This is a genomic window from Corallococcus sp. CA041A (assembly GCF_003612075.1).
Classification (GTDB): domain Bacteria; phylum Myxococcota; class Myxococcia; order Myxococcales; family Myxococcaceae; genus Corallococcus; species Corallococcus exiguus.
In genome coordinates, this window is record NZ_RAWF01000037.1 from 24,754 (window position 1) to 46,579 (window position 21,826).

16 protein-coding genes are annotated in these 21,826 nt (G+C 69.5%); 5 read left to right on the plus strand and 11 right to left on the minus strand.

What is annotated here, in order from left to right; genetic code table 11:
- Positions 1-25: 25 nt before the first annotated feature.
- Together D7V77_RS09525 and D7V77_RS09530 are read right to left on the minus strand one after the other, a co-directional pair.
- Positions 26-1,546, minus strand: a complete 1,521-nt coding sequence (locus D7V77_RS09525) for a CocE/NonD family hydrolase (RefSeq protein ID WP_233596776.1) — start codon at positions 1,544-1,546, stop codon at positions 26-28.
- A 165-nt stretch (positions 1,547-1,711) separates the two neighbouring features.
- The gene (locus D7V77_RS09530) at positions 1,712-2,341 is read right to left on the minus strand and encodes a GNAT family N-acetyltransferase (RefSeq protein WP_120575956.1); all 630 of its coding nucleotides are present in this window, start codon (positions 2,339-2,341) and stop codon (positions 1,712-1,714) included.
- Between the two features lie 187 nt (positions 2,342-2,528).
- Between D7V77_RS09530 and D7V77_RS09535 the strand changes: the two genes are divergently transcribed.
- A complete protein-coding gene (locus D7V77_RS09535) occupies positions 2,529-4,682 on the plus strand; it encodes a M13 family metallopeptidase (protein WP_172808381.1) in 2,154 nt (717 codons plus the stop codon).
- A gap of 67 nt (positions 4,683-4,749) precedes the next feature.
- Here D7V77_RS09535 and D7V77_RS09540 read toward each other — a convergent pair whose 3' ends face one another.
- Positions 4,750-5,427, minus strand: coding sequence for an O-methyltransferase (locus D7V77_RS09540; RefSeq protein WP_120575957.1), 678 nt, complete (start codon positions 5,425-5,427; stop codon positions 4,750-4,752).
- A gap of 135 nt (positions 5,428-5,562) precedes the next feature.
- Between D7V77_RS09540 and D7V77_RS09545 the strand changes: the two genes are divergently transcribed.
- The 3 genes from D7V77_RS09545 (at position 5,563) to D7V77_RS09555 (ending at position 8,767) form a co-directional block, all read left to right on the plus strand.
- The gene (locus tag D7V77_RS09545; RefSeq protein WP_120575958.1) at positions 5,563-6,792 is read left to right on the plus strand and encodes a S8 family serine peptidase; all 1,230 of its coding nucleotides are present in this window, start codon (positions 5,563-5,565) and stop codon (positions 6,790-6,792) included.
- Positions 6,793-6,928: 136 nt separating this feature from the next.
- Entirely contained in the window at positions 6,929-8,119 is a 1,191-nt protein-coding gene (locus D7V77_RS09550) for a toxin-antitoxin system YwqK family antitoxin (RefSeq protein WP_147452027.1), read from the plus strand.
- A gap of 63 nt (positions 8,120-8,182) precedes the next feature.
- The gene (locus D7V77_RS09555; RefSeq protein WP_120575960.1) at positions 8,183-8,767 is read left to right on the plus strand and encodes a TetR/AcrR family transcriptional regulator; all 585 of its coding nucleotides are present in this window, start codon (positions 8,183-8,185) and stop codon (positions 8,765-8,767) included.
- A 48-nt stretch (positions 8,768-8,815) separates the two neighbouring features.
- Here D7V77_RS09555 and D7V77_RS09560 read toward each other — a convergent pair whose 3' ends face one another.
- The 6 genes from D7V77_RS09560 to D7V77_RS09590 form a co-directional block, all read right to left on the minus strand.
- The gene (locus D7V77_RS09560; protein ID WP_120575961.1) at positions 8,816-10,408 is read right to left on the minus strand and encodes a peptidoglycan-binding protein; all 1,593 of its coding nucleotides are present in this window, start codon (positions 10,406-10,408) and stop codon (positions 8,816-8,818) included.
- A 307-nt stretch (positions 10,409-10,715) separates the two neighbouring features.
- Positions 10,716-14,120, minus strand: coding sequence for a Dauer Up-regulated (locus D7V77_RS09565; protein WP_199733758.1), 3,405 nt, complete (start codon positions 14,118-14,120; stop codon positions 10,716-10,718).
- Between the two features lie 248 nt (positions 14,121-14,368).
- Entirely contained in the window at positions 14,369-14,731 is a 363-nt protein-coding gene (locus D7V77_RS09575) for a hypothetical protein (protein ID WP_120575963.1), read from the minus strand.
- Positions 14,732-14,801: 70 nt separating this feature from the next.
- Positions 14,802-14,957, minus strand: coding sequence for a hypothetical protein (locus D7V77_RS09580; protein ID WP_233596777.1), 156 nt, complete (start codon positions 14,955-14,957; stop codon positions 14,802-14,804).
- 165 nt (positions 14,958-15,122) lie between these two features.
- Positions 15,123-15,452 carry a hypothetical protein gene (locus tag D7V77_RS09585; protein ID WP_120575964.1) on the minus strand — a complete coding sequence of 110 codons (330 nt, stop codon included), beginning with the start codon at positions 15,450-15,452 and terminating at the stop codon, positions 15,123-15,125.
- 117 nt (positions 15,453-15,569) lie between these two features.
- Complete coding sequence (locus D7V77_RS09590; RefSeq protein WP_120575965.1) at positions 15,570-17,390, minus strand: aminopeptidase P family protein; 1,821 nt, start codon at positions 17,388-17,390, stop codon at positions 15,570-15,572.
- A gap of 296 nt (positions 17,391-17,686) precedes the next feature.
- Here D7V77_RS09590 and D7V77_RS09595 point away from each other — a divergent pair, with 296 nt between their 5' ends.
- Positions 17,687-18,931 (plus strand): glycosyltransferase family 4 protein, encoded by a 1,245-nt coding sequence (locus D7V77_RS09595; protein ID WP_158624368.1) that lies wholly within the window; start codon positions 17,687-17,689, stop codon positions 18,929-18,931.
- Between the two features lie 549 nt (positions 18,932-19,480).
- Here D7V77_RS09595 and D7V77_RS09600 read toward each other — a convergent pair.
- Positions 19,481-20,617: a glycosyltransferase family 4 protein gene (locus tag D7V77_RS09600; RefSeq protein WP_158624369.1), complete on the minus strand. Its 1,137-nt coding sequence runs from the start codon at positions 20,615-20,617 to the stop codon at positions 19,481-19,483.
- Positions 20,618-20,637: 20 nt separating this feature from the next.
- The coding region (locus D7V77_RS09605; protein WP_233596778.1) for a glycosyltransferase family 4 protein at positions 20,638-21,826 on the minus strand (1,189 nt) is incomplete at its 5' end.

Genomic DNA, 21,826 nt, shown 5'->3' on the forward strand with positions numbered 1-21,826 from the left:
GCCCTCCATCCCCGTCACGCGGTGGTCAGCGCGTCGGCAGGTCCAACCAGGACGGCCCGCCGAGCGACAGCGTCGCGCCGGTGGTGTTGGCGTCCAGGTAGAGCGGATCCTCCGTGTCCACGACGAGCGCCAGCCGGTGCAGCACGGGGACGTCGTACGCGGTGGCGGGGAACGTCAGGTCCAGGTCGAGCGGCACGCCCGGCGTCGCGTTCTTCCACGAGAGGGGCACATGGGTGATGAGCCCGCCGAAGTCGCCCAGGAGGTCGTACAGGTAGGCGACGACCGTGCCCGACGCGGTGGAGGGCGTGACGCGCAGGCGCAGCGTGGCCGAGCCCCGGATGGCGACGCCGCTCGTGGTGAGGGACGACGTCCAGACGCCGGCGTTGAGGCGGTTGACGCCCGGCAGCCAGACCACGGGCGGAATGCCGGTCAGCGCCTGGAGCCCGTTGGTCAGCAGCGCCACGCCCGCGTCGGCGTTCGTGTCGAAGCCGGACCAGACGGTCCGCGAGCCGCTCGACGACGGCGTGCCGCCCAGCGTGCCGGTGCCATCCAGGACGCGGATGGCGCCCAGGCCGAAGCGCTGCGTGCCCTTGGAGACCTGGGCCCAGGACGCATAGCCCTCCGTGTCGCCGTCGTAGGTGCGCAGCACGACGGGCGCCTCACGGGAGATGCCGGTGTCCACGCCCGCGACGTACTGGTCCATCCAGCGCGTCACGCTGGTCCAGACGCCGTTGGGCAGGCCCAGCAGGCCCGTGGCCTCCACGACGGCGTGGTCGCCCGGCGCGAACTCCAGCCGCTTGGGACCCGCGAGCTGGCCGTAGAACGACACGAGCTGGTTGGGCGGGAAGAGGCTGTCGCCATACGCATTGGCCATCAGGATGGCGGGCTTGTTGGCGTTGATCTGGCTGATGTACGTGGCCGCCGAGCGCACGCGCCCCCAGGCCTTGATGGACTCGATGTTCCGGTTGGCGAAGTAGTCGTTGATGGTGGTGCTCAGCTCGGGGCCAGGCCGGCCCAGCAGGGTCGCGGCGAGGTTCAGCAGCGCCACCGCCTGCGGACGCCGCGTCTCTCCGCCGAACAGCGACGCCACCAGGTCCGACCAGCCGGAGAGCGCCGCCACCGCCTTCACGCGCGAGTCGAAGCCGGAGGCGATGAGCGAGATGCCCGCGCCATAAGAAACACCCGCGAGCCCGATGCGAGAGGGATTCGCGGTCGTGTTGGCGAGCATCCAATCAATGACGCGCGACGTGTCCGCGATGTCCGCCGGTCCGGCCGTATCAATGCCACCGCCGGAGGCCCAGAAGCCGCGCGGCGTATAGGACAGCGCCACGTAGCCCTTCTGCGCCATCGCGTTGGCCTGGGCCAGGTACTCCAGGTCGTTGAGTCCCCAGCTCGAGATGAAGACCACGGCCGGATGCGGACCCGGCGTCGTGGGCGCGATGTAGTTCGCCTTGAGAATGGTGCCGTCGCTGCCGGGGATGTCGACGAACCGGAAGCCGGTGGTCGGCAGGGCCAGGCCCGTGAGCGGCAGCAACAGGAACAACATGACCACTGGCAAATGCTTGCACCACGCAGGGAGTTTCAAAGTCATTGAGACACCTCAGGGGGCGGCTGGGGAGTGAAGCGCGGCCATATTGAGACCCGTTGATTCCCGAGTCAATACGCAGACGAGAATAAGCAGAATTCCAAACCAAGCGCGTTGTTTGTTATCTCAGAGCAGCTTCTGCCCCAGCACGTCGAAGGCCTCGACGACGGTCGCGGCGGCGGGGCTGGCGGCGTACTCCTCGACGAGCAGGGTCCAGATCATCGTGTCCCGGAGCGCGCCGTCGGGTGCGACGAGCCGCTGTCTCAACGTGCCTTCGTGAACGAAACCCAGCCTCCGGGCGACCGCCGAGCTGCGGACGTTGCGGGGGTCGCAATGGATCTCCACCCGGCGCACGCCCTCCACTTCGAAGGCGACGCGGGTGAGCGCCCCTGCCATTTCCGTGGCGAGCCCCCGGCCCGTGTGACTGGCAGAAATCCAGTAGCCAATCTCCAGGGCCCCCTCGCCCACCCGGGGATGCAGGCCCGTGCCGCCAAGAACCTCGGAGCCGTCGCGACTGAACACGCCGTAGGCGAAGTCCTGTCCCAGGTCGAAGACACCGCGCATCCGGCGCAGCTGCCCGGCCTGCTGCTCGACGCTCATGGGATAGCGCTTCGCCCACTCCATCCAGGGACGCAGGTGTTCCAGGCTGGCTTCGATGGCTCGCAGTGCCAGCGGCGCATCCGCCGGTGACCAGCAACGGAGCACGGTGCGCGCGGTCTGGACCGTGTATGCGGGACGAAACGCGGTGGGAGTCATGGGCCCTCCGGATGGCTCAACCCCTGACCGTAGTCAGAACTCGATGCCCGTGGGACACCGCACCGCGCCATCGTCCCCGGACGTCCAGAACGCAATGGCTGGGATGAAACCGCCATTTGCGCTGTTGGGGGCGCGCCCGCGTGCGCCAGAGTGCGCCACCCCGTACGGGCAACATCCAGGAGCCTCCATGTCGTTCCGTTCCAGACCGCCGTTTGGCGCCGCGCGCATGACGCTCGGCGTCTGCGCTTCCGCGCTCATCACCGCGTGCGCCTCCACCTCGCCCGCGGAGAAGTCCCCGCCGGCCCAGGCCGCCGCCACCCCGGCTCCGGCTCCGGCCGCCCCCGCCGCTCCCAAGCCGCACTTCGGGAGCTTCGGTATCGACACTCCGGGCATGGACACGTCCGTCGCTCCGGGCGACGACTTCTACCGCTACGTCAACGGCAAGTGGGCGGACACCTCGGAGATTCCCCCGGACCGCTCCTCCTTCGGCATGTTCACGCGCCTGGCCGAGGACGCCACGAAGCAGACGCGCGACCTGCTGGAGGCCGCCGGGAAGTCGGACGCCCCCGCCGGCAGCGAGGAGCGCAAGCTGGGTGACTTCTACGCCAGCTTCATGGACGAGGCCGCCATCGAGGCCAAGGGCGCCACGCCGCTCAAGCCGGAGATGGATCGCATCGCCGCCGTGGCCAACCGCAAGGGCCTGGCCTCGCTGCTGGGCACCACGATGCGCAGCGACGTGGATCCGCTCAACACCGGGCACTCCACCACGGACCGGCTCCTGGGCCTCTGGGTGGCGGAGGACCTGAACGACCCCAGCCGCTACGCCGCCTATATCCTCCAGGGCGGCCTGGGCCTGCCGGACCGCGACTTCTATCTGAAGGACACGCCGCGATTCAAAGAGGTGCGGGAGAAGTATCAGCAGCACATCGCGACCCAGCTGAAGAACGCCGGCATCCCCGACGCGGAAGCGAAGGCCCGCGCCATCTTCGGCCTGGAGATGAAGATCGCGAAGATCCACTGGTCCGCGCAGGACACGCAGGACGTGGAGAAGGTGAACAACCCCTGGAAGCAGACGGACTTCGCGAAGAAGGCGCCCGGCATGGACTGGGCCGCGTACTTCGCGAGCGCCGGCCTCGCGGCCCAGAAGGACTTCATCGTCTGGCAGCCGTCCGCCATCACCGGCATCGCGAAGCTGGTGGGCAGCGAGCCCCTGCAGACGTGGAAGGACTACCTGGCCTTCCACGCCATCCAGCAGGGAACCCCGTACCTGTCGAAGGCCTTCGTGGACGCGGGCTTCGACTTCAGCGGGAAGACGCTCTCCGGCGCGCAGCAGCTGAGCGACCGCTGGAAGCGCGGCGTGAACTTCTCCAACTTCGCCATGGGTGAAGCGGTGGGCAAGCGCTACGTGGAGAAGCACTTCCCGCCCGCCGCCAAGGCCGAGGCGGACCTGATGGTGCGCAACATCCTGGCCGCGCTCGGCCGTCACATCGACGCGCTCGAGTGGATGTCGCCGGAGACCAAGGCCCGCGCCAAGGAGAAGCTGGGCACGGTGCAGGTGGGCATTGGCCACCCGGACACCTGGCGTGACTACTCCGGCCTGGAGATCGTGAAGGGAGACGCCTTCGGCAACGCGGAGCGCGCGGAGCTCTTCGAGCACCAGCGCAACCTGGCCAAGCTGGGCAAGCCCGTGAACCGCATGGAGTGGTTCATGACGCCCCAGGAGGTCAACGCGCTCAACTCGCCGCAGCAGAACTCCATCATCTTCCCGGCCGCCATCCTCCAGCCTCCGTTCTTCGACCCGAACGCGGACCCGGCCGTGAACTACGGCGGCATCGGCTCCGTCATCGGCCACGAAATCGTCCACAGCTTCGACGACGTGGGCGCGCAGTTCGACGCGAAGGGCAAGCTGGCCAACTGGTGGACGCCCAAGGACCTGGAGCAGTTCAAGGCCGCGGGCAAGGCGCTGGCCGCGCAGTACAACGCGTACAAGCCCCTGCCGGACATGAACGTGAACGGCGAGCTGACGCTGGGCGAGAACATCGCCGACGTGGCGGGCGTCTCCATCGCCCATGACGCCTACGTGATGTCCCTGGAGGGCAAGCCCGCGCCCACGCTGGACGGCTTCACGGGCGAGCAGCGCTTCTTCCTGGGCTTCGCGCAGGTGTGGCGCAACAAGTTCCGCGAACCGCTGCTGCGCCGGCTGCTCGTGACGGATGGCCACTCGCCCGGCATGTTCCGCGCGGCCACCGTGCGCAACCTGGACGCGTGGTACCCCGCGTTCGACGTGAAGCCGGGCCAGGGCCTCTACCTGACGCCGGAGCAGCGCGTGAAGGTCTGGTAGTCCGCTTCCCACCTGCACCGGGCGCACGAAGGCCGTGCGTCCGGTGCACGGGGCCGCGACGCAAGCGCTACTTCGGGTCGCCCGTGACGAGCGCGAGCGAGAAGCCGTCGTAGCCCTTGCTGCCCACCGTCTGCACGGCGGTGGCGCTCACGCGGGGTTCGGCGGCCACGGCCTCGTAGAAGCGGCGCATGCCCTGGATGTTCGCGTCCGTGCTGTCCGCGTCCACGACGCCACCCTTGCGCACGACGTTGTCCGTGAGGATGACGCTGCCCTTGCGCGACAGCTTGAGCGCCCACGCGAAGTACTCCGCCGTGCGCACCTTGTCCGCGTCGATGAAGGTCAGGTCGAACGGCGCCTGGCCCTCCTTCTCCAACTGGGCGAGCGTGTCCACCGCGTTGCCCAGCCGCACCTCCACCACGTCGGACAGGCCCGCACGGGCGATGTTCTCCCGGGCCACCTCCGCGTGCTTGGGCACCGCCTCCAGCGTGATGATGCGGCCTTCCGGCGGCAGCGCCCGCGCCAGCCACAGCGTGCTGTAGCCGCCCAGCGTGCCCACCTCCAGGATGCGCTTCGCCCCATGCATCCGGGCCAGGAGCATCAGCAGCTTGCCCTGGTTCGGCGCCACGTTGATGGCGGGCAGCCCCGCCTTCGCGCTCGCCTCCAGTGCCGCGTCCAGCTCGGCGTCCGGCGCCACCATGTGGTCGGTGATGTAGCGGTCGACCTCGGTCCACTGCTCCTGGCTCATGCGTCCTCCTTGGAAGTGGACCTGTCCTAACGCCCTCGCCCCGCCGAAAAACCATTGGGGACGAAACTTAAAATGGCGCCATGCGACAATGTAGGAGTCAGTAGGCCGCTCCTCATCCCCCCTCGGAGGAACACCATGGAAATCAACCGCAAGTCGCCCGCCTCCATCGCCCCCACCACCAACACGGCCACCTCGCGCGCCCAGGCGCCCAAGGCGAAGCCCCTGACGGTGCGTGACGGCTTCGACTCCCAGGGTGCGCGTCCCTCCAACTTCGTGGACCGCCCGACGGGCCGTCCCTCGACCCCGGGCGCCAGCGTGCCGGCGTCGGCCTTCGCCTTCGGTGGCGGCAACGTCGCGGTGAAGCCGGGCGCGAACAAGATCGCCGACACGAAGCCGGTGGATCCGTCTCAGCCCAAGCCCAAGCTCACGGGCGAGCCGGTCATCGCGGTCATCGACGGTGGCGTGGACTACAAGCACACCGACCTGGACGACGCGATGTGGACGAACCCCGGTGAAATCGACGGGGACGGCATCGACAACGACGGCAACGGCATCGCGGACGACATCCACGGCTTCAACGTGGGCACCGGCAAGGGCGACCCGTTCAAGGGCGAGGGCACGGACCACGGCACGCACGTGGCGGGCATCATCGCCGCCGAGGACAACGGCGAGGGCAACACCGGCATCGCCGCGGGCAAGGCGAAGATTCTCAGCGTGGGCGGCCTGTACGACGGCGCGGACCTGCTCACCAACTTCGAGCGCTCGGTGGACTACCTGGTGAAGATGAAGACCGAGCACGGCGTGAACATCCGCGCCGCGAACGCGAGCTTCGGTGACTCCTACCGCGACGCCGCGTCCCAGAAGCGCTGGGAGGCCGCCATCCAGAAGCTGGCGGACGCGGACATCCTGCTGCTCGCGGCCACGGCCAACGGCAACGGCAGCAACATGAACAACGTGCCGGACATGCCGGCCAACGTGGACCTGCCCAACGTCCTCACCGTGGCGTCCATGGACCGCAACAACGACAAGCTGGCCCGCTTCTCGTCGCACGGCGACAAGGTGGTGGACCTGGCCGCCGTGGGCGAGGACGTGCTCAGCACCGTGCCCGGCAACGACTGGGAGGAGATGAGCGGCACCTCCATGGCCACCCCCACCGTGGCCGCCACCGCCGCGCGCATGTTCGCGGAGAACCCGGACCTGACGGCCGTGCAGGTGCGCGACCTCATCCTCAAGACGGTGGAGCAGGACCCGGACCTCAAGGGCAAGGTCATCACCGGCGGCAAGCTGGACATCCAGGCCGCCATCGACGCCGCCAAGGCCACCCTGGAGCCGAAGCCGGAGACGCAGGCCGTCGCCTCGCGCTGAAGAGCCCCTTCGCAACTTCGCGGTCTCCCTCCGGGCCCCCTCGCCATGTCCATGGCGGGTGTGGGCCCGGAAGCCGTTCCAGGACCCGGCGCTTCGCGGCTACGGTGCATCCACCTTCCTCTTTCGTGAGCCCTCCATGCGCGCGCCTTCCGTGATGCGTCTTCTCGTGCTGTCCGTGCCCCTGTTCTCCGCGCCCGCGTGGGCCATCGAGCACTGCTCGTTCCAGGGCAAGCCCATCAACCTGGACAACGGCAACACCACCAAGAACCTCACCGGCACCGTGCGCTGCGTGGACGAGGACACGAAGAAGGAGACGCACACCGTCGCGTTCAAGAACGGCAAGAAGGACGGCTGGGAGGTCCGCCGCTGGTCCGACGGCCGCGCCGTGGAGCAGGAGTACAAGGCCGACAAGCGCCAGGGCGGATTCAAGCGCCACGAGGACGGCCGGCTGGTGGAGACCAGCCATTACGTGGACGACAACGAGCAGGGCGAGATGCTGCGCTACCACCCCAACGGCAAGGTGTCCCGGCGCGTGGACCGGCAGCCGGAGGACGCGAAGAGCACCTACGAGGACTACGACGAGACCGGGCGGCTGACCAAGGCGGGCTGTGGCCTCCAGTCCTCGTGGGAGGCGGGCCTGAAGGACTGCGTCTGGAAGGGGCCCTCGCCGCTCGTGTTCTTCCACCCCAACGGACAGAAGCGCGCCGTCATCCAGCTGAAGAACGGACGGCGCGAAGGCGTGACGGAGCTCTTCGACAAGGACGGGCAGCGCACCGCGACGAATGCGTACGCCGCGGGCGTGCTCGACGGCGTGAGCACGCGGTACTCCGACGGGAAGGCCCTCACCTCCACGACCTGGGCCAAGGGCGAGCGGGAGGGCGACGAGACGGAGTTCTTCAAGGACGGCGGCAAGAAGCAGGTCGTCACCTGGAAGAGCCGCCAGCAGGTGAAGCGCGTGGAGTACTTCCAGAACGGCGAGCGCAAGCATGAGCTCGTCGTGACCGGAGACCGCGCGGTGGAGTCCTTCTTCGAGGACGACGGCGCGCTGCGCGAGCGGCGGAATCTGGTCAAGGGTGAATGGCACAACGGCTTTGACCCCGACGGCGTGACGGAGAGCTTCCTCCCGGACGGCGGCACGGAGCGCCGCGAGCACTACGTGAAGGGCAAGGCGGAAGGCCGCCGCCAGGTGTGGGCGGAGAACGGCACCCTCATCGAGGACTCGCAGTGGACGAAGGACCGCGTCACCGAGCGCAAGCGCTGGAACCCCGACGGAGGACTCGTGGAGGACGAGGCCTTCTACGAGGACGGCTCGCGCAAGAAGAAGTAGCAGGCGCGCGAGGGAGCGCCATCTTGACGGTGGATGGCGGCAAGATTACTGCCGTCATCCATCATGACGCAGAAGACGGAGCAGAAGCAGAAGTCGCATGACGCCATCCTCGCGTCCGCCGCCACGCTGCTGCTGGAGCGGGGCATCCAGGCCAGCTCCATCATGGACGTGATGAAGGGGGCGGGGCTCACCGTGGGCGGCTTCTACGGTCACTTCGACTCGAAGGAGCACCTCTTCACGGAGACCCTCCGGGCGACCGCTCGCACGACGTGGAACGCGCTCCTGCGCAAGGCGAAGGAGGATGCGCCGGAAGCGCCCGCGCTCAAGGTGTTGGTGCGCTACTTGTCGCGCAAGCACCGCGACGGCGTCACGCCCACCTGCCCGCTGCCCAGCATCACCTCGGAGGTGTCACGCGCGGGGGAGCCCTACCGGGGCGCGCTGGAGGCGGAGCTGCAGGAGTTCGTCCAGTCGTACGCGGAGCTGCTGCCCGCTGGGGCGCGGCGCCGGGAGAAGGCGCTGACCGCCATCGCGCTCATGTACGGCGCGCTGTCACTGGCGCGCGCCGTGCGCGGCACGAAGCTGGGGGACGAGTTCCTGGACGCGGCCAGGAAGCTGGGCGCGGAGCTGCTGACGAAAGAGGGGGCCTGAAGCTTTTCAGCTCCAGCCCCCTCCTCGACCTACCCGACTCGACTCACATCAGTCGCGCTGGATGGCGCCCTTCGGGACCAGGATGACGACCTCCTTGCAGTCCGAATAGATGATGGAGTTCATGTCCTGGTAGTTGTGGGTCGTCTTGCCGCCGTTGCGCACGATGCCCATGTCGTTGCCCTTGGAGCCGCCGCTGTAGTCCCAGCCGTGGCGCGACTGGAAGATGATGGCGCCGTCCGGCACCTTGCCGTCCGCCACGAGCTTCCGGTACTGGTCCGCGGACACGACGTTCGCGGTCGCGTTGCCGTACGGGCTCTTGATGGCCTTCTGCTGGGCGCCCGGGAACGGGATGGACTCCCAGCCGTTGCGCAGCATCTGCGCCATGCCGCCGCGGGGGTTGTTCGGGTCGTTGCCCGTCGCCGCCGGCGTGTTCGGGATGCCCAGCCGGGTCATGTTGTCCAGCGTGGTGCGCACGCAGTAGCCCGTCTGGCCGTTGTTCAGGCGGGACGTGGCCAGCTTCTTCAGCGTGGCGTTGTTGGTGTCGATGCGGACGCCGTTGCCCAGCACCGCGCCGTTGTTGTTCGTCCCCTGGGTGTTGTTCGTGCCCTGGGTGTTGTTCGTGCCCTGGGTGTTGTTCGTGGTGCCGGGGCGGTTGCCCTGCAGCGCCTTGAGCGTGTCGGGGCCGACCTGGCCCGCGTTGCTGCCCGCCTTCACGCCGTTCGCCCGCTGGAAGTCCTCCACGGCCTTCTTGGTGACGGGGCCAAACTTGCCGTCCGCCGGGACACCCAGCATCTCCTGGAGCTGCTTCACCGCCGGGCCCTGCATGCCCTCGCGCAGGTTGTTGCCACGCACCTTCACCTGGTCCATCGAGGGCGCGGGGGTCCACGTCTTCGCCCCCGGCCGCTGGGGGGTGTTCGCGGGCTCGAAGGTGTCGGCGGTCTGCGACGGACGCGTGGGGGTGTTGGCGTTCGTGTTGGTGGCGCCGGGCGTCGCGGCACCGCCGAAGTGCGGCGCCAGCGCCTGCGCGCGCGCCCACACGTCGTTGGAGTAGTCATTGCCCGTGGTGCCCACGTCCATGCCCGCCAGGGTGCGGACGTTGCCCGGGCCGGAGTTGTACGCGGCCACCGCGCCACGAAGCTGCTGCGCCTCGGACCAGTCCGGGTGCGCCTTCTTCATGTCGTTGACGTAGCCCTTGAGGATGCCCGCCGCCTGGTCGATGTGCTCCGCGCTGGTGGGGCCACCCTTGGTCGTGTGGTAGCGGTGATCCACCTGCATCACACCAAAGCCGTTGCCGCCGTCGCCGTGGCCCGTCCGGTCCAGCGCCGCGCCCGCGCGCGACTCACGGCTGGCGATGGCCGCCAGCAGCGCGGGGGGCAGGCCGTGCTTCGCCGCCGCCGCCTCGATGTTGCCCTTGTACTGCTTCAGGCGCGCCAGGTCCGTCTGCGCCATCTTCGTCGACGCGGCCACGCCCGGCTGCAGCCCGTCCTGCCGCGCCGTGCGCGCGGAGGCGCCCGTCGGCTGGTACTGGGACAGGATGGCGTTGGGGTTCGAGCTGTTGCGAACCGGGCTCGTCGTCACAGCCTGGGAACGATTCGAGAAGACAGAGTTCGTGCGCTGGGACGTCGTCGCGGAGAGGCTCATTCGGGGATTCCTCGGTGGAGGCTGTGATTCCTGCCCCGATTATCCAGACCCCTCCCTGTGAGTTGCGTGAGATCTGGAAATAAAGATCTCACAGTTTAACCAGTTCGTAATTTTCCGCTCAAACTTGTCTGGACTATGAGGCCTGTCACGAACGGGCAACGATGACACCCCGGGTCCGCCTTGCTTCACAGCCGTTGACCCACGGTGATTTGTGGAAATTTTCAATCACACACAATCAACGCGAACGGGGCCTGTTCCCCTGAAGGAACAGACCCCGTGCGGCGCTACAGGCCTGTGACGCGGTGGGTTAGATGCCCGGGATGCCGGGGATGTCGTCCGGGATGAGGTCGTCGAAGAAGTCCTTCACCTTGCCGGCCACGTCCCCGGCGAGGTCGCCGATCTCGCCACCCAGGTCCGCGAGCACTCCGAGCGCGTCCTTGGCGGCCTCGACGCCGTCCTTCGCCAGATTGCCCAGGTGGCCGATGGCGGCCTCCGCCAGCTGACCGCCCGCGCCAGCCAGGTCCTTGAGCGCATCCACGCCCGCGTCGCCCAGGTCCGCCACGGCGACGAGCAGCTCCTTGCCGCCCTCCGTGAGGTTGTCCTTCCAGGCCTTGGCGACGTTCTTGAAGGACTCCACGCCGTCCTTGAGCAGGTCCTTGGCGAAGTCCTTGGCCCACGACACGCGGTTGTCGACGAAGTCCTTGATGGCCCCCGCAGCCTTGGTGGCCAGCTCGCCGCCCTTGCGCGCCATGCTCGACAGCGTGCTGCCCACCCACTCGCCGGCCTTGGAGAGGGCCTCGCCGGGGTTCTCCGCGATGTACTTGAGCGTCTCCACGGCCTTCTCGCCCGCGTTGGCCAGGCCCTTCACCAGGCCCTCCGCCAGTTCGGCGCCCGCGGCGCCCAGGTCCTTCACGGACTCCCAGGCCTTCTTGGCCAGCTCGCCGCCCTTGGCCAGGGCGTCGCCAATGGCCTCCTTGGCCTTGGCCGCGGCCTCGCCCGGGTTCTGCGCGGTCCAGGCCAGCAGCTCCAGGCCCTTCTCGCCCAGCTCCTTGGCCTTGTTCACCGTGTTGGAGACGAGCGTCGTCGCCCCGTCGATGAGCTCCTTGGCCTTCTCCTTCGCGGCGCCAGTGAGCTTGTCGTAGCCGGCCTTCAGGTCATTCAGCGTGGAGACGGCCTGCTTGTAGAGCGCCTTGCCGGCGTCCGTGGCCAGGTCCAGGCCGGAGTCCACCACGCTCTTGATGCCGTCGAGCGCCTTCTTCGCGGCCTCGCCCGGGTTCTGGGCGATGTACTTGAGCGTCTCCAGGCCCTTCTCACCCAGCTTCTTCGCGCCGTCGATGACGCCGTCGAGGACCTCCTTGGCCTCCTTCGCCAGCTCGCCGCCCTTCTCGATGGCGGTGTTGAAGGCCTCCGTGGCCGCCTTCACCGCGGCCTCGCCGTACTTGGACGGGTTGCGCACCACGTCCGCCAGCTTGTGGATGACCTTCGCGGCGCCCTTGAGGCCGTCGCCGGCCAGCTCCGCCTGGGACACGCCCACGAACTCGGCGGCCTTCACTGCGCCCTTGGCGGCCTTCTCCACGCCCCATTGGATCAGCTGCGCGGTGCCTTCCGGCCCGTAGTACGCGGCCATGTGCGCCAGGCCCGCGGGGCCCTGCGCGGCGGCGCCCGCCAGGTTCACGGCCTTCATCCAGTCCGGGGCCTTGTAGCCCTCCGGGTCGGCCTCGTACTTGGCCTTCTCCTGGCTGAAGCCGATGTCCATCGCCAGCTCGGCGGCGCCCAGCAGCACGCTGGCGCCCACGTCCACGGCCACGCCCACGCCGGTCAGATCCAGGGCGATGCCCAGGGCCCCGTCCGCGACGTTCAGCGCCGCGGCGGTGTGCGCGAAGTAGCCCAGGTCGTTGTTCTTGCCGTGCAGCTCCAGGGATTCCTTCTCGTACTTCACCGCGTCGATGGCGTTGGGCAGCGCGCCCGCCACCGGGACGACCTTCGCCAGGTTCTTGAAGACCTTGCCGGCCACGTCGGCGGTGATCTCCACGCCGATCTTGCCCAGCACCTTCTCCATCACCTTGAGGCCCTGGCCCACGAGCTTGCTGCCCGCCTTGTCCAGCAGCGGGCCCAGGCCCTTCACGGTGGTGTTGAGCGCGTCCGCGCCCAGGCCGTCCGTGAGCTTGAGCAGCGCCTTCACGGCGCCGGAGTCCATGTCCGTCACCAGCTTGGACACGATCTTCGCCGCGTCGCCGTCCAGCTTGCCCGCGAGCTTGGCGAACTGCTCCGTGGTCTTCGGATCCGACAGGACCTCGTTGAGGACCTTGTGCTCCATGCCGCCCAGGGCGCTCACCAGCTTCTTGCCGGCCTCCGCGTCCACCTTGCCCAGCTGGCCCACCAGGTTGTCCAGGGCCTTGGGGTCGGTGATGCCCTTGAGCGCGGCCTCCATCGACTCCGGACCGCCCAGCCTGGTGGCGGCGGACTCCAGCTTCTTCAGCTGATCCGGCGTGAGCTTGGACGCGAGCTGCGGATCCAGGCCCTTCACCTTCACGTTGGCCAGCTGCGAGCCCTGCTGGGCCACGTCCGTCGCGTTCTTCACGCCCGCGTTCTTGAGGACGTCCGCGAAGGCCTTGAGGTCCTTCTTGAGGTCGGGCACCTCCGCCAGCAGCTGAGCCGCGGCCAGCGCCTTGTCCTGCGTGGACGCGTTGGGGTCCGCCAGGGTGATGGCGGCGCCCGCGGCGCGCAGCGACCCGTCCAGCTTGCGCAGGTCATTGGCGAGCGCGGGGAACTTGTCCCCGGCGAAGTCCTTGAGCGCCTTGCCCAGCTCCAGCGTGGCGGAGGCCTTGTCGGTGGCGGAGGCGTTGGGGTCCGTCCACTTGCCAATGGCGCCCACCAGCTTCTCCGCCGCGGGCAGCCCCTTGAGCGCGGTGTCCAGCACGCCCTTCAGGTCCTCGGGCGCGAAGATGTCGCCAGCGGCCTTCGCCAGGGTGAGGGCCGCCTGCGCCTTGTCGGTCTTGCTCGCCTTGGGGTCCGTCAGCTTGCCCAGCGAGGTGAGCGCGTCCGAGTTGGTGGCCAGCTTCGCCAGCTTGTCGTCCTTGATGCCCATGCGCTCCAGGGCGTTGGGGACGGTCTCCGGGAACTGCGAGGCCAGCTCGCCCAGGGCGGTGGCCTTCTCGGAGAAGGAGCCGGTGCCCAGCTTGTTGAGCGAGTCGTAGGCCTTCTTCAGGTCCTCCTTGCTCTTGTCCTTCAGCTCCGGGAAGAGCTTGGGCAAATCCTCCGGCTTGTCCGGCAGCGCCTCCGCGTGGGGCGGCTGCGTCTCCCCCGCCGGAGCAGCGCCGTTGACGTCGGCCCGCACCGGGACCGCGCCGTTGGCACTGCCCGGCACCGGGCCGGTGAGGGGACGCGCATGGCCGCCACTGGTGCCCAGCGGCGTGGCGAACGGGTTGGTCGTCTCGCCCGTCAGCCGGTTCACCCCGCCGCGGTTGTTCTGCGCGCCGCCCGAGGAGAACCCGTCATTGAAGAGCTTCACCGTGGGCTGCTTCGTCTGCGGCTGCATCTGCTGCTGCGTCTGCTGCTTCGCGGCCTGCTCGGCGGCGGCCTTCGCGGCGGCGTCAGCGGCGGCCTTCGCGGCGGCGGCGGCGCGGGCAGCGGCCTCGGCGGCGGCGCGCGCGGCGGCTTCGGCGGCGGCACGGGCAGCGGCGGCGGCGGAACCATCAATGGGGGTGGTCATGGGCGGAGCTCCTACGTTTTCGAGAATCGAGAAAAGTCCCCGGGATTCTCTACATTTCGCGGCGAATGTTGCCTGACTCTCCGCAATCGCGTGAATCCCGGAGCGATGCAGGCGATACGCCAGTGTCGCTCTGCGGGTTACATGGATCGCGCGGGCCCCACATGACGCAGGGAGGCATAGCGGACGCTATGTAATTTCCCCGAGGAGCCCCCGCTCCTGTCCGGCCGCGTCATGCCCTCCAGGGCGATTCAGGCCGGAGCGTCGGAGCGGAGCATCCACTGGCCCAGGCCCACGCACCCGGCGGAGGTGAACAGGGTCAGCACCCACACGACGCCGAAGGGGGCGTCCATGGACATGAGCAGCGGCAACGGCGTCCACCCCACGACGAAGGACGCCGGGGTGACCCACAGCGCCCTGAGGCCGCGCGTGAGCGCCTGGATGAGGCCCAGGGCGAGCCCGGTGAGGGCGAAGCCGACGAACATCGCCAGGGCGTAGGCCTTGTTGAACATCAGCATGTAGACGCCCAGGAACGGGAAGACATGCACGAGCCCGGGGAGCCAGACGAGGAAGGCGGTCAGCATCCAGCGGCGCGACGGCGGGGACTTGGACATGGGCCCCAATCCAGCCCATGTCCGGGGTCCTGGCCATTCCCCGCCAGCGGACACTGTCCGCCCGAACCAGCTAACGCACCAGGACGCGCTGGGTGCCCAGTCCGTCAATGATGGCGATGACGTCGTTGGGGGCGCGCTCGAAGAGGCCCGGGGTGTAGTTGCGGGAAGTGCCCGTCCAGATGGAGCTGGGCGCGGACCAGGTCTCGAAGTGGGTCGTGGTCAGCACGAAGCCCGCGTGGCAGCTGCGTTGGTCCACCGGGGCACTGGAGAGGTCGGGCGGACCGCGGGTGGGAGGGAACGAAGCGACCAGGAGGGACCGTTCATGCCCACGAGCCTGCATTCCCTGGATTCCATTCATCAATGGCCAGGCTTGCAAAACCACCTGTCACGTCTACAGCTTGACCTGGCAGGCCTTGAGGTTCGTGTTGCTGACGCCGTTGCAGGCGTAGCTGTCCCGGCAGTCGGACTCGGCGTCACAGACGGGCGAGCACATCAGTGCGTCGAACTGGCGCGTGCACAGCGTGCCGGACGGACAGCCTCCGCCCTCCCCTTCCGCGGTGCAGTCCTGCGCGCAGAAGGTGCCGGGGAAGTCCCTCCGGCAGGAGAGGCCGGAATCACAGCCGTCCTCACCGCAGCTCTCCCCCACGCCGCCATTGCTGTCTCCACAGGCCAGGAGGGGGAGAATCGCCAGCAGGGGGAACAGCACTCGGGTCAGTCGCATGCGAAGTCCTTCCCATCACATGCGGAGCCGGCCCCCCGCTCAGCTCAGCTTGCGCGCCTTCAGCGCGACGCGTCCAGTGACGCGTCTGCCTTTCCGTCAGGTCGCGAGCAGTGCGGTTCAGAGCGGCTGGGTGCGCTGGAGCAGCCAGTCGCGCGCCGCACCTTCGACGTGGGGCTCAAGCCGTTCGCGCACGGTGGAGTGATAGGCATTGAGCCAATCCACCTCCTCGCGGGACAGCAGGGCCGGGTCCACCAGCCGCGTATCGATGGGGCAGAGGCTCAGCGTCTCGAAGCGCAGGAAGTCGCCGAACTCCGTCTTGCGGTCCGGCACGGCGGCGATGAGGTTCTCGATGCGGATGCCCCAGCGGCCCGGACGGTAGAGGCCGGGCTCGTTGGAGGTGATCATCCCCGGCTCCATCGCCGTGGTGAGGTCATTGGGCAGGGTCGGAGAGAAGCCGTGCGGCCCCTCGTGGACATTGAGGAAGAAGCCCACGCCGTGGCCCGTGCCGTGGCCGTAGTCCAGCCCCTCCGCCCACAGCGGCGCGCGCGCCAGCGCGTCCAGGTTCGGGGAGCGGGTCCCCCGAGGGAAACGGGCGCGGGACAGGTTGATGTTTCCGCGCAGCACCAGCGTGAAGTCGCGCCGCTGCTCGGGCGTGGGCTCGCCCACGGGGACCACGCGGGTGATGTCCGTGGTGCCGGACAGATACTGGCCGCCGGAGTCGATGAGCAGCAGGCCCTGCGGCTTCTGCCCCGGCAGGCACACCGTCGCGTGCGAGGCCTCCGTGGCCCGGTAGTGCGGCATGGCGGCGTTCGCGTTGTACGCGGCGATGGTGGAGAAGCTGAGCGAGACGAAGCCCGGGCGCCGCGCCCGTTCCGCGGAGAGACGCTCATCCACGGTCAGCTCGGTGATGGGCTCGCGGCCCAGCGCGGACTCGAACCAGGCGAAGAACGCGCACAGCGCCGCGCCGTCCTGCTCCATCGCGTCGCGGAAGTGCGAGAGCTCCGCGTCCGTCTTGCGCGACTTGGCCACGGTGGATGGGTTGAGCCCCTCCACCACGGTCACGCCCTTGGGCACCGCCTGCCGCAGGCCGTGGGTGATGCGCCGGGGATCCACCAGGAGCCGCGTCCCGTCCGCCAACGCCCCCAGCGCGCGGGCCGCTTCGCCATACGGGTGGAGGGTGATGCCATCCGCCTCCAGCGCCGAGCGCAGCGCGTCCGGCACCTTCCCCTCCCCGATGAACAGCCGGGCCCCACCGGGCTCCACCAGCAGGTGCGCGAGGAACAGCGGGAGGTGGTCCACGTCCGCGCCGCGCAGGTTCATCAGCCACGCGACGTCATCCAGCGTGGAGATGAAGTGATGCGTCGCGCCCAGCACGCCCATCTCCGCGCGCACGGCCCGCAGCTTGTCGGTCCGCGGCACGGGTGACAGCGCGTGCGCGAACACGGGCGCGGAGGGAAGCGGCGGCCGGTCCGCCCACGCCTCCGCCACCACGTCCAGGTCCGTGCGCAGCACCAACCCCGCCGCGGACAGCTGCGAGGCCGCCGAGCGCGCCACGCCCAGGCCCAGCACCGCCCCATCCACCGCCACCGTCTGCCCCGGCGGCACGTTCGCGGCCAGCCAGTCCAGGTGTGACTGCCCGGGCGCGTTCGTCGTCCGCACCGTCGCGATGCCACTGCCCTTCAGCTGGGCGTCCGACTGATCCCAATAGCGGCTGTCCACCCAGAGGCCGGCGTAGTCCGCCGTCACCACCAGCGTGGCCAGCGAGCCGGTGAAGCCAGACGCCCACTCCCGCCCCTTCCAGCGGGCCGGCACGTAGGTGGACAGGTGCGGGTCGCTCGTCGGGACCCAGACCGCCGCCACACCACGCTCCCGCATCACCTGCCGCACCCGCGCGATTCGCTCGCGCGCCGCGGCCCCCTGCGTCTGCTCAAGGCCCATGGCATCCTCCGTCGTTGCGCCGTGCGTCCTCATGCCGGAAACAGCGCGCCTTTTCGAGGCCCCTCACGGGCAGGGGCCCACCCGCCGGGTCAAGACCGCCGGGAATACGGCTGTTGCTCGGAAGACGCGATGCAGCATCCCGTTACGCCGCGGATGGACGATGTGTTGTCCATTGACGGGAAAGCGCCGCGTGGGCCTGGGCCCATGGAACGAGGGTGCTTACCAAGCCGGTGGCCGCGGTGAGGAGCACGCGGCCGGGCTTCACCCGTCTCCTGAAGCAGGCCTGGATTCCCACCGTGCGACGCGTACTCGCCATCCTTCCCTATGTTCCGCTGCCTTCGGATACGGGCGGCACCCTGCGCACGCTCGAGCTGGTGCGCGCCCTTGCCTCGCGCTTCTCGTTGGACGTGTTCGCGGTGCACCGGGCGGGCAACGACGCAGAGGGCTTCAAGCGCTGGCTGGGAGAGCTGGGCGTTCCGGCATCGAGGCTGCATCTGGTGGACCTGCCGCGCGTGGCCCCCGAGGAGACGTTGAACAGCACGAGGGCCTTCCTGCGGGGCACGCCGCTCACCTACGTCCGCTTCGCGCGCCAGGGCGTGCAGGACGCCTTGCGCCGGGTGCTAGCGGAGCGAGGCCCCTTCGACATCATCCACTTCGACCACCTGCACATGGCGCAGCTGTTGCCGGTGGCGCGGCAGCTCAACCCGTCCGCGCACCTGGTCATCGACGAGCACAACGTGGAGAGCCAGCTGCTCGCGCGGATGGCGCCGCTGAGCCCGCCGCCGATGCGTCCATTCCTGAAATGGCAGTTCAAGCGGGTGGAGCGGCTGGAGCGCGAGTGCGTGAGGCAGGCGGACACCGTGCTGGCGTGTTCGTCCGTGGACGCGGAGCAGCTGCGCGCCATGGGAGCGAAGCGGGTGCAGGTGGTACCCAACGGCGTGAAGCTGCCGGACTTCGAGCCACGTGAGAGCAAGGGCGACGACCTGGTCTTCGTGGGCTCCATGGACTGGTGGCCCAATGAAGACGCGGTGCTGCTGCTGGCGCGCGAGGTGTGGCCGCTGGTGTCGTCGGACCTGTCGACCAGCAAGCTGATGGTGGTGGGCCGCAGTCCGCCCGCGTCCGTGCGAGCCCTGGAGAACGAGCGGCTGGTGGTGACGGGCTCGGTGCCGTCGGTGGCGCCGTACCTGGCGCGCGCGTTGGCGACGGCCATTCCGCTGCGAGCAGGCAGCGGGACGCGCCTGAAGGTACTGGAGGCCGCGGCGGCGGGCGTGCCCGTGGTGGCCACGCGCCTGGCGGTGGAGGGGTTGCCGGTGGTGGAGGGGCAGCACGTCCTCCTCGCGGAGTCCCCCGAGGAGTTCGCCATCGCGCTGCGCCGGCTGCGCAAGGATCCGGACCTCTGCAGCCGGCTGGCACAGAACGCCCGGCGCATGGCGGAGTCCTTCGCATGGGACGGCATCGGGGCCGGGCTGGGCGAGCTCTACCTGAACGCGGTGTCCGTGAGCGGCGAAGGGGAGAAGCTCTCCGGAGCGGAAGCCAACTGAGTCTCCGGCCCGGTGCGGTGGGCCGCCACCGCACGTCCAGGCCCGCGGACATGGGTTCCGCGAGGGGCTCGCCCGCCGGGAGAGCACGGCACAAACCTGTCCGACAGTCGGACACGTTCTCGGAGGCCTCGGCTGGAGGGGGCCTCCGCCCACCCGAACCGTGGAAACCTGTCCGACTGTCCTACAGCTTTTGGGCGGCCGAGGCCGACGGGGGGCCTCCGCCCATCCGGCTCCTGGAAACCTGTCCGACCGTCCTACAGCTTCTGGTCAGCCGAAGCCGACGGAGGCCTCCGCCCATCCGGCTCCTGGAAACCTGTCCGACTGTCCTACAGCTTTTGGGCGGCCGAAGCCGACGGGGGCCTCCGCCCATCCGGCCCCTGAAAACCTGTCCGACTGTCCTACAGCTTTTGGGCGGCCGAAGCCGACGAGGGCCTCCGCCCATCCGAGCCGTGAAAAGCCGGTCCGACTGTCGGACAGGCTTGGCCCGTCTCGGACAGGAGGGGTGCCGCGGCGATTTCCGGGAAATGAGGCGGTGATGCCTCGGTTGCCCTACCCGGCCGCGACTTGCTCGTCGCGTGGGTCCATCATGGCGGGCAGGTAGAGGGATTCGATGTAGCGATTCGCCATCCGCTCCGGTGCGTGGTGGGCCACGACGTACTCACGCGCCGCCTGCGCCATCCGCGTGCGCCATCCAGGCGCCGTGAGCAATCCCGCGAGCGCCGAGGCCAGCGTGCCCGCGTCGCCCGGAGGCACCACGAGCCCGCGCCCCGTGCCCAGCACGTGGGGCAACTCCCCTACTCCGGAAGCCACCAGCGGCCTTCCTAGCGCCATCGCCTCCAGCGCGACCAGCGGCATGCCTTCGCGCAGGGATGGCATCACGACCGCGTCCGCCGCCGCGTACACGCTGCGCACCTCCGAGCGGAATCCCAGAAAGCGCACCGGCAGCCTTTGAGCCTGCGCTTCCAGCGACTCGCGCAGCGGGCCATCGCCCACCAGCAGCAGCGTGGGCACCGTGGCGCCAGGCGTCCGGGCCAGCCGGTGCATCGCGTCCAGCAGCACCTGGGGCCCCTTCTCCACCGACAGGCGTCCGACCAGCGCGATGACGGAACCCTCCGGCGCGAGCCCCAGTGCCTCACGGGCCAGGAGCCGCTCCTCCTCCGTGCATTCATCCGCGAGCGGCAGCGCGTTGGGGATGTAGACCACCGGCGAGCGGTGGACGTACCGGCGCAGGCGCGCGGTCAGCTCGCGCGATACCGCCGCCACCGCGCGTGTGCAGTTACCCAGCACGCGCGCGAAGCCCTCATAGGCGATCAGCGCGGGCGTGGCGCCGGTGTCCCCATGGTACGTGGCCACCAGCGGCACTCCGGCGAGCGCGCTCGCGGCGGCTCCCAGCGTGAGCGACTTGTAGTCATGCGCGTGCAGCAGCCCCACGCCGCGCCTGCGCACCTCCGATGCGAGCGTCGCCACGGCCATCGCACTGAAGCGGCCGGGCACCTCCAGCGTCAGCGCGTCCAGCCCCTGCTCCCGAGCCGCGCCCGACAGCACGTCCACCCGCCCGGGCGAAACGAGGCTGCACACCTGCGCGCGCCACGGCGACGGCGTGGACGAGGCCAGCGACAGCAGCGCCCGCTCCGCGCCATACAGGCCGCAGGTGCTGCGCACATGGAGGATGGTGGAGTGCGGCACGCGTGGTCCTCCGTGCCCTCTCACGCCTGCGCGCGAGCCGCGGCACCCCGATAGAGCTTCGCGTACGTATCCACCATCGTGGACAGCGAGTAGCGCTGCGCCTCGCGCTTCGCGGCCTCGCCCAGCCGGGAGCGCAGCTCCGCGTCGTGGGCCAGACGCTTCACCGCGCCACCGAGCGCATCCACGTCTTCGGATTTCACCAGGAGCGCCGTCTGACCATCGCTGTGCACCTCGCGGATGGCCGGGATGGCGTGCGACACCGTGGGCAGCCCCACCGCCATCGCCTCCAGCAGCGACAGCGAGCGGCCCTCACGGCGGGACGGCTGCACGTAGACGTCGAACGCGGGCAGGAGCTTGCTCGCCTCCAGCAGCGCGCCCGTGAAGTGCACCCGTCCTGACAGCGGAGACGCGGCGGCACGAGCGCGCAGCGAGGCCTCCATCGGGCCGGGGCCAATCATCACCAGGTGCGTGTCCTTCGCGTCCGCGAAGTGGCGCAGGAAGGCGTCCACCAGCAGGTCCGGGCCCTTCTCCTCGGAGAGGCGGCCCAGGTAGCCCACCACCGTGGCGTCCTGGGGAAGACCCAGCCGCTCACGCGCGGCCCGGCGGGCCTCCTCGCCCGTGGCCACCTCCAGCGGCACGCCGTTCTCGATGGTGACCACGTTGGAGAGCAGCTTCGGGCTCCAGCGCTCCAGGCTGGCGCGCACCTCGCTGCCGCACGCGACCAGGGACTGGGTGAACATGGCGGCGGCCATGGCCGCGGGGCGCAGCTTGCCCTGCGGCTCCACCGTCTGATGGAAGGTGCCCATCACGGGCGTGCGCGGACGCAGCGTCCGGGTGGCGACGGCGTTGAGCCAGGGCCCCACGTCGTGGCCATGGACCACGTCAGCGCCAAAGGCATCCACCTCCTGGGCCAGCCGGCGGATGGCCGCGGGCGTCATGCCTGCGAGGCCTCCCAACCAGACCGTGGGGACGTTGGCGCGCTGGAGCAGCTCGCGCACCGGACCGTCCGGCCCCAGGGCCAGCACCACGGAGTCGATGCCCCGCTCGCGGCCATGCTGGGACAGCCGGACCACCAGCTGTTCGAGTCCGCCCATCTCCAGGCCATACATCACGTGAGCCACGCGCGTCGGGCGCGCCGTCGGGTGCATTTCGTTCTTCATGGACGCGGCCAAGCTAGGCACGCGCCCCAGCCCCACAACCCCCCGAGCC

Bases quoted from the DNA above. Each gene is read 5' to 3' on its own strand.
- D7V77_RS09560 (WP_120575961.1), bottom strand. From the start codon at position 10,408: ATGAGCCTCTCCGCGACGACGTCCCAGCGCACGAACTCTGTCTTCTCG.
- D7V77_RS09565 (WP_199733758.1), bottom strand. From the start codon at position 14,120: ATGACCACCCCCATTGATGGTTCCGCCGCCGCCGCTGCCCGTGCCGCC.
- D7V77_RS09530 (WP_120575956.1), bottom strand. From the start codon at position 2,341: ATGACTCCCACCGCGTTTCGTCCCGCATACACGGTCCAGACCGCGCGC.
- D7V77_RS09550 (WP_147452027.1), top strand. From the start codon at position 6,929: ATGCGCGCGCCTTCCGTGATGCGTCTTCTCGTGCTGTCCGTGCCCCTG.
- D7V77_RS09540 (WP_120575957.1), bottom strand. From the start codon at position 5,427: ATGAGCCAGGAGCAGTGGACCGAGGTCGACCGCTACATCACCGACCAC.
- D7V77_RS09555 (WP_120575960.1), top strand. From the start codon at position 8,183: ATGACGCAGAAGACGGAGCAGAAGCAGAAGTCGCATGACGCCATCCTC.
- D7V77_RS09590 (WP_120575965.1), bottom strand. From the start codon at position 17,390: ATGGGCCTTGAGCAGACGCAGGGGGCCGCGGCGCGCGAGCGAATCGCG.
- D7V77_RS09535 (WP_172808381.1), top strand. From the start codon at position 2,529: ATGTCGTTCCGTTCCAGACCGCCGTTTGGCGCCGCGCGCATGACGCTC.
- D7V77_RS09525 (WP_233596776.1), bottom strand. From the start codon at position 1,546: ATGTTGTTCCTGTTGCTGCCGCTCACGGGCCTGGCCCTGCCGACCACC.
- D7V77_RS09575 (WP_120575963.1), bottom strand. From the start codon at position 14,731: ATGTCCAAGTCCCCGCCGTCGCGCCGCTGGATGCTGACCGCCTTCCTC.
- D7V77_RS09585 (WP_120575964.1), bottom strand. From the start codon at position 15,452: ATGCGACTGACCCGAGTGCTGTTCCCCCTGCTGGCGATTCTCCCCCTC.
- D7V77_RS09545 (WP_120575958.1), top strand. From the start codon at position 5,563: ATGGAAATCAACCGCAAGTCGCCCGCCTCCATCGCCCCCACCACCAAC.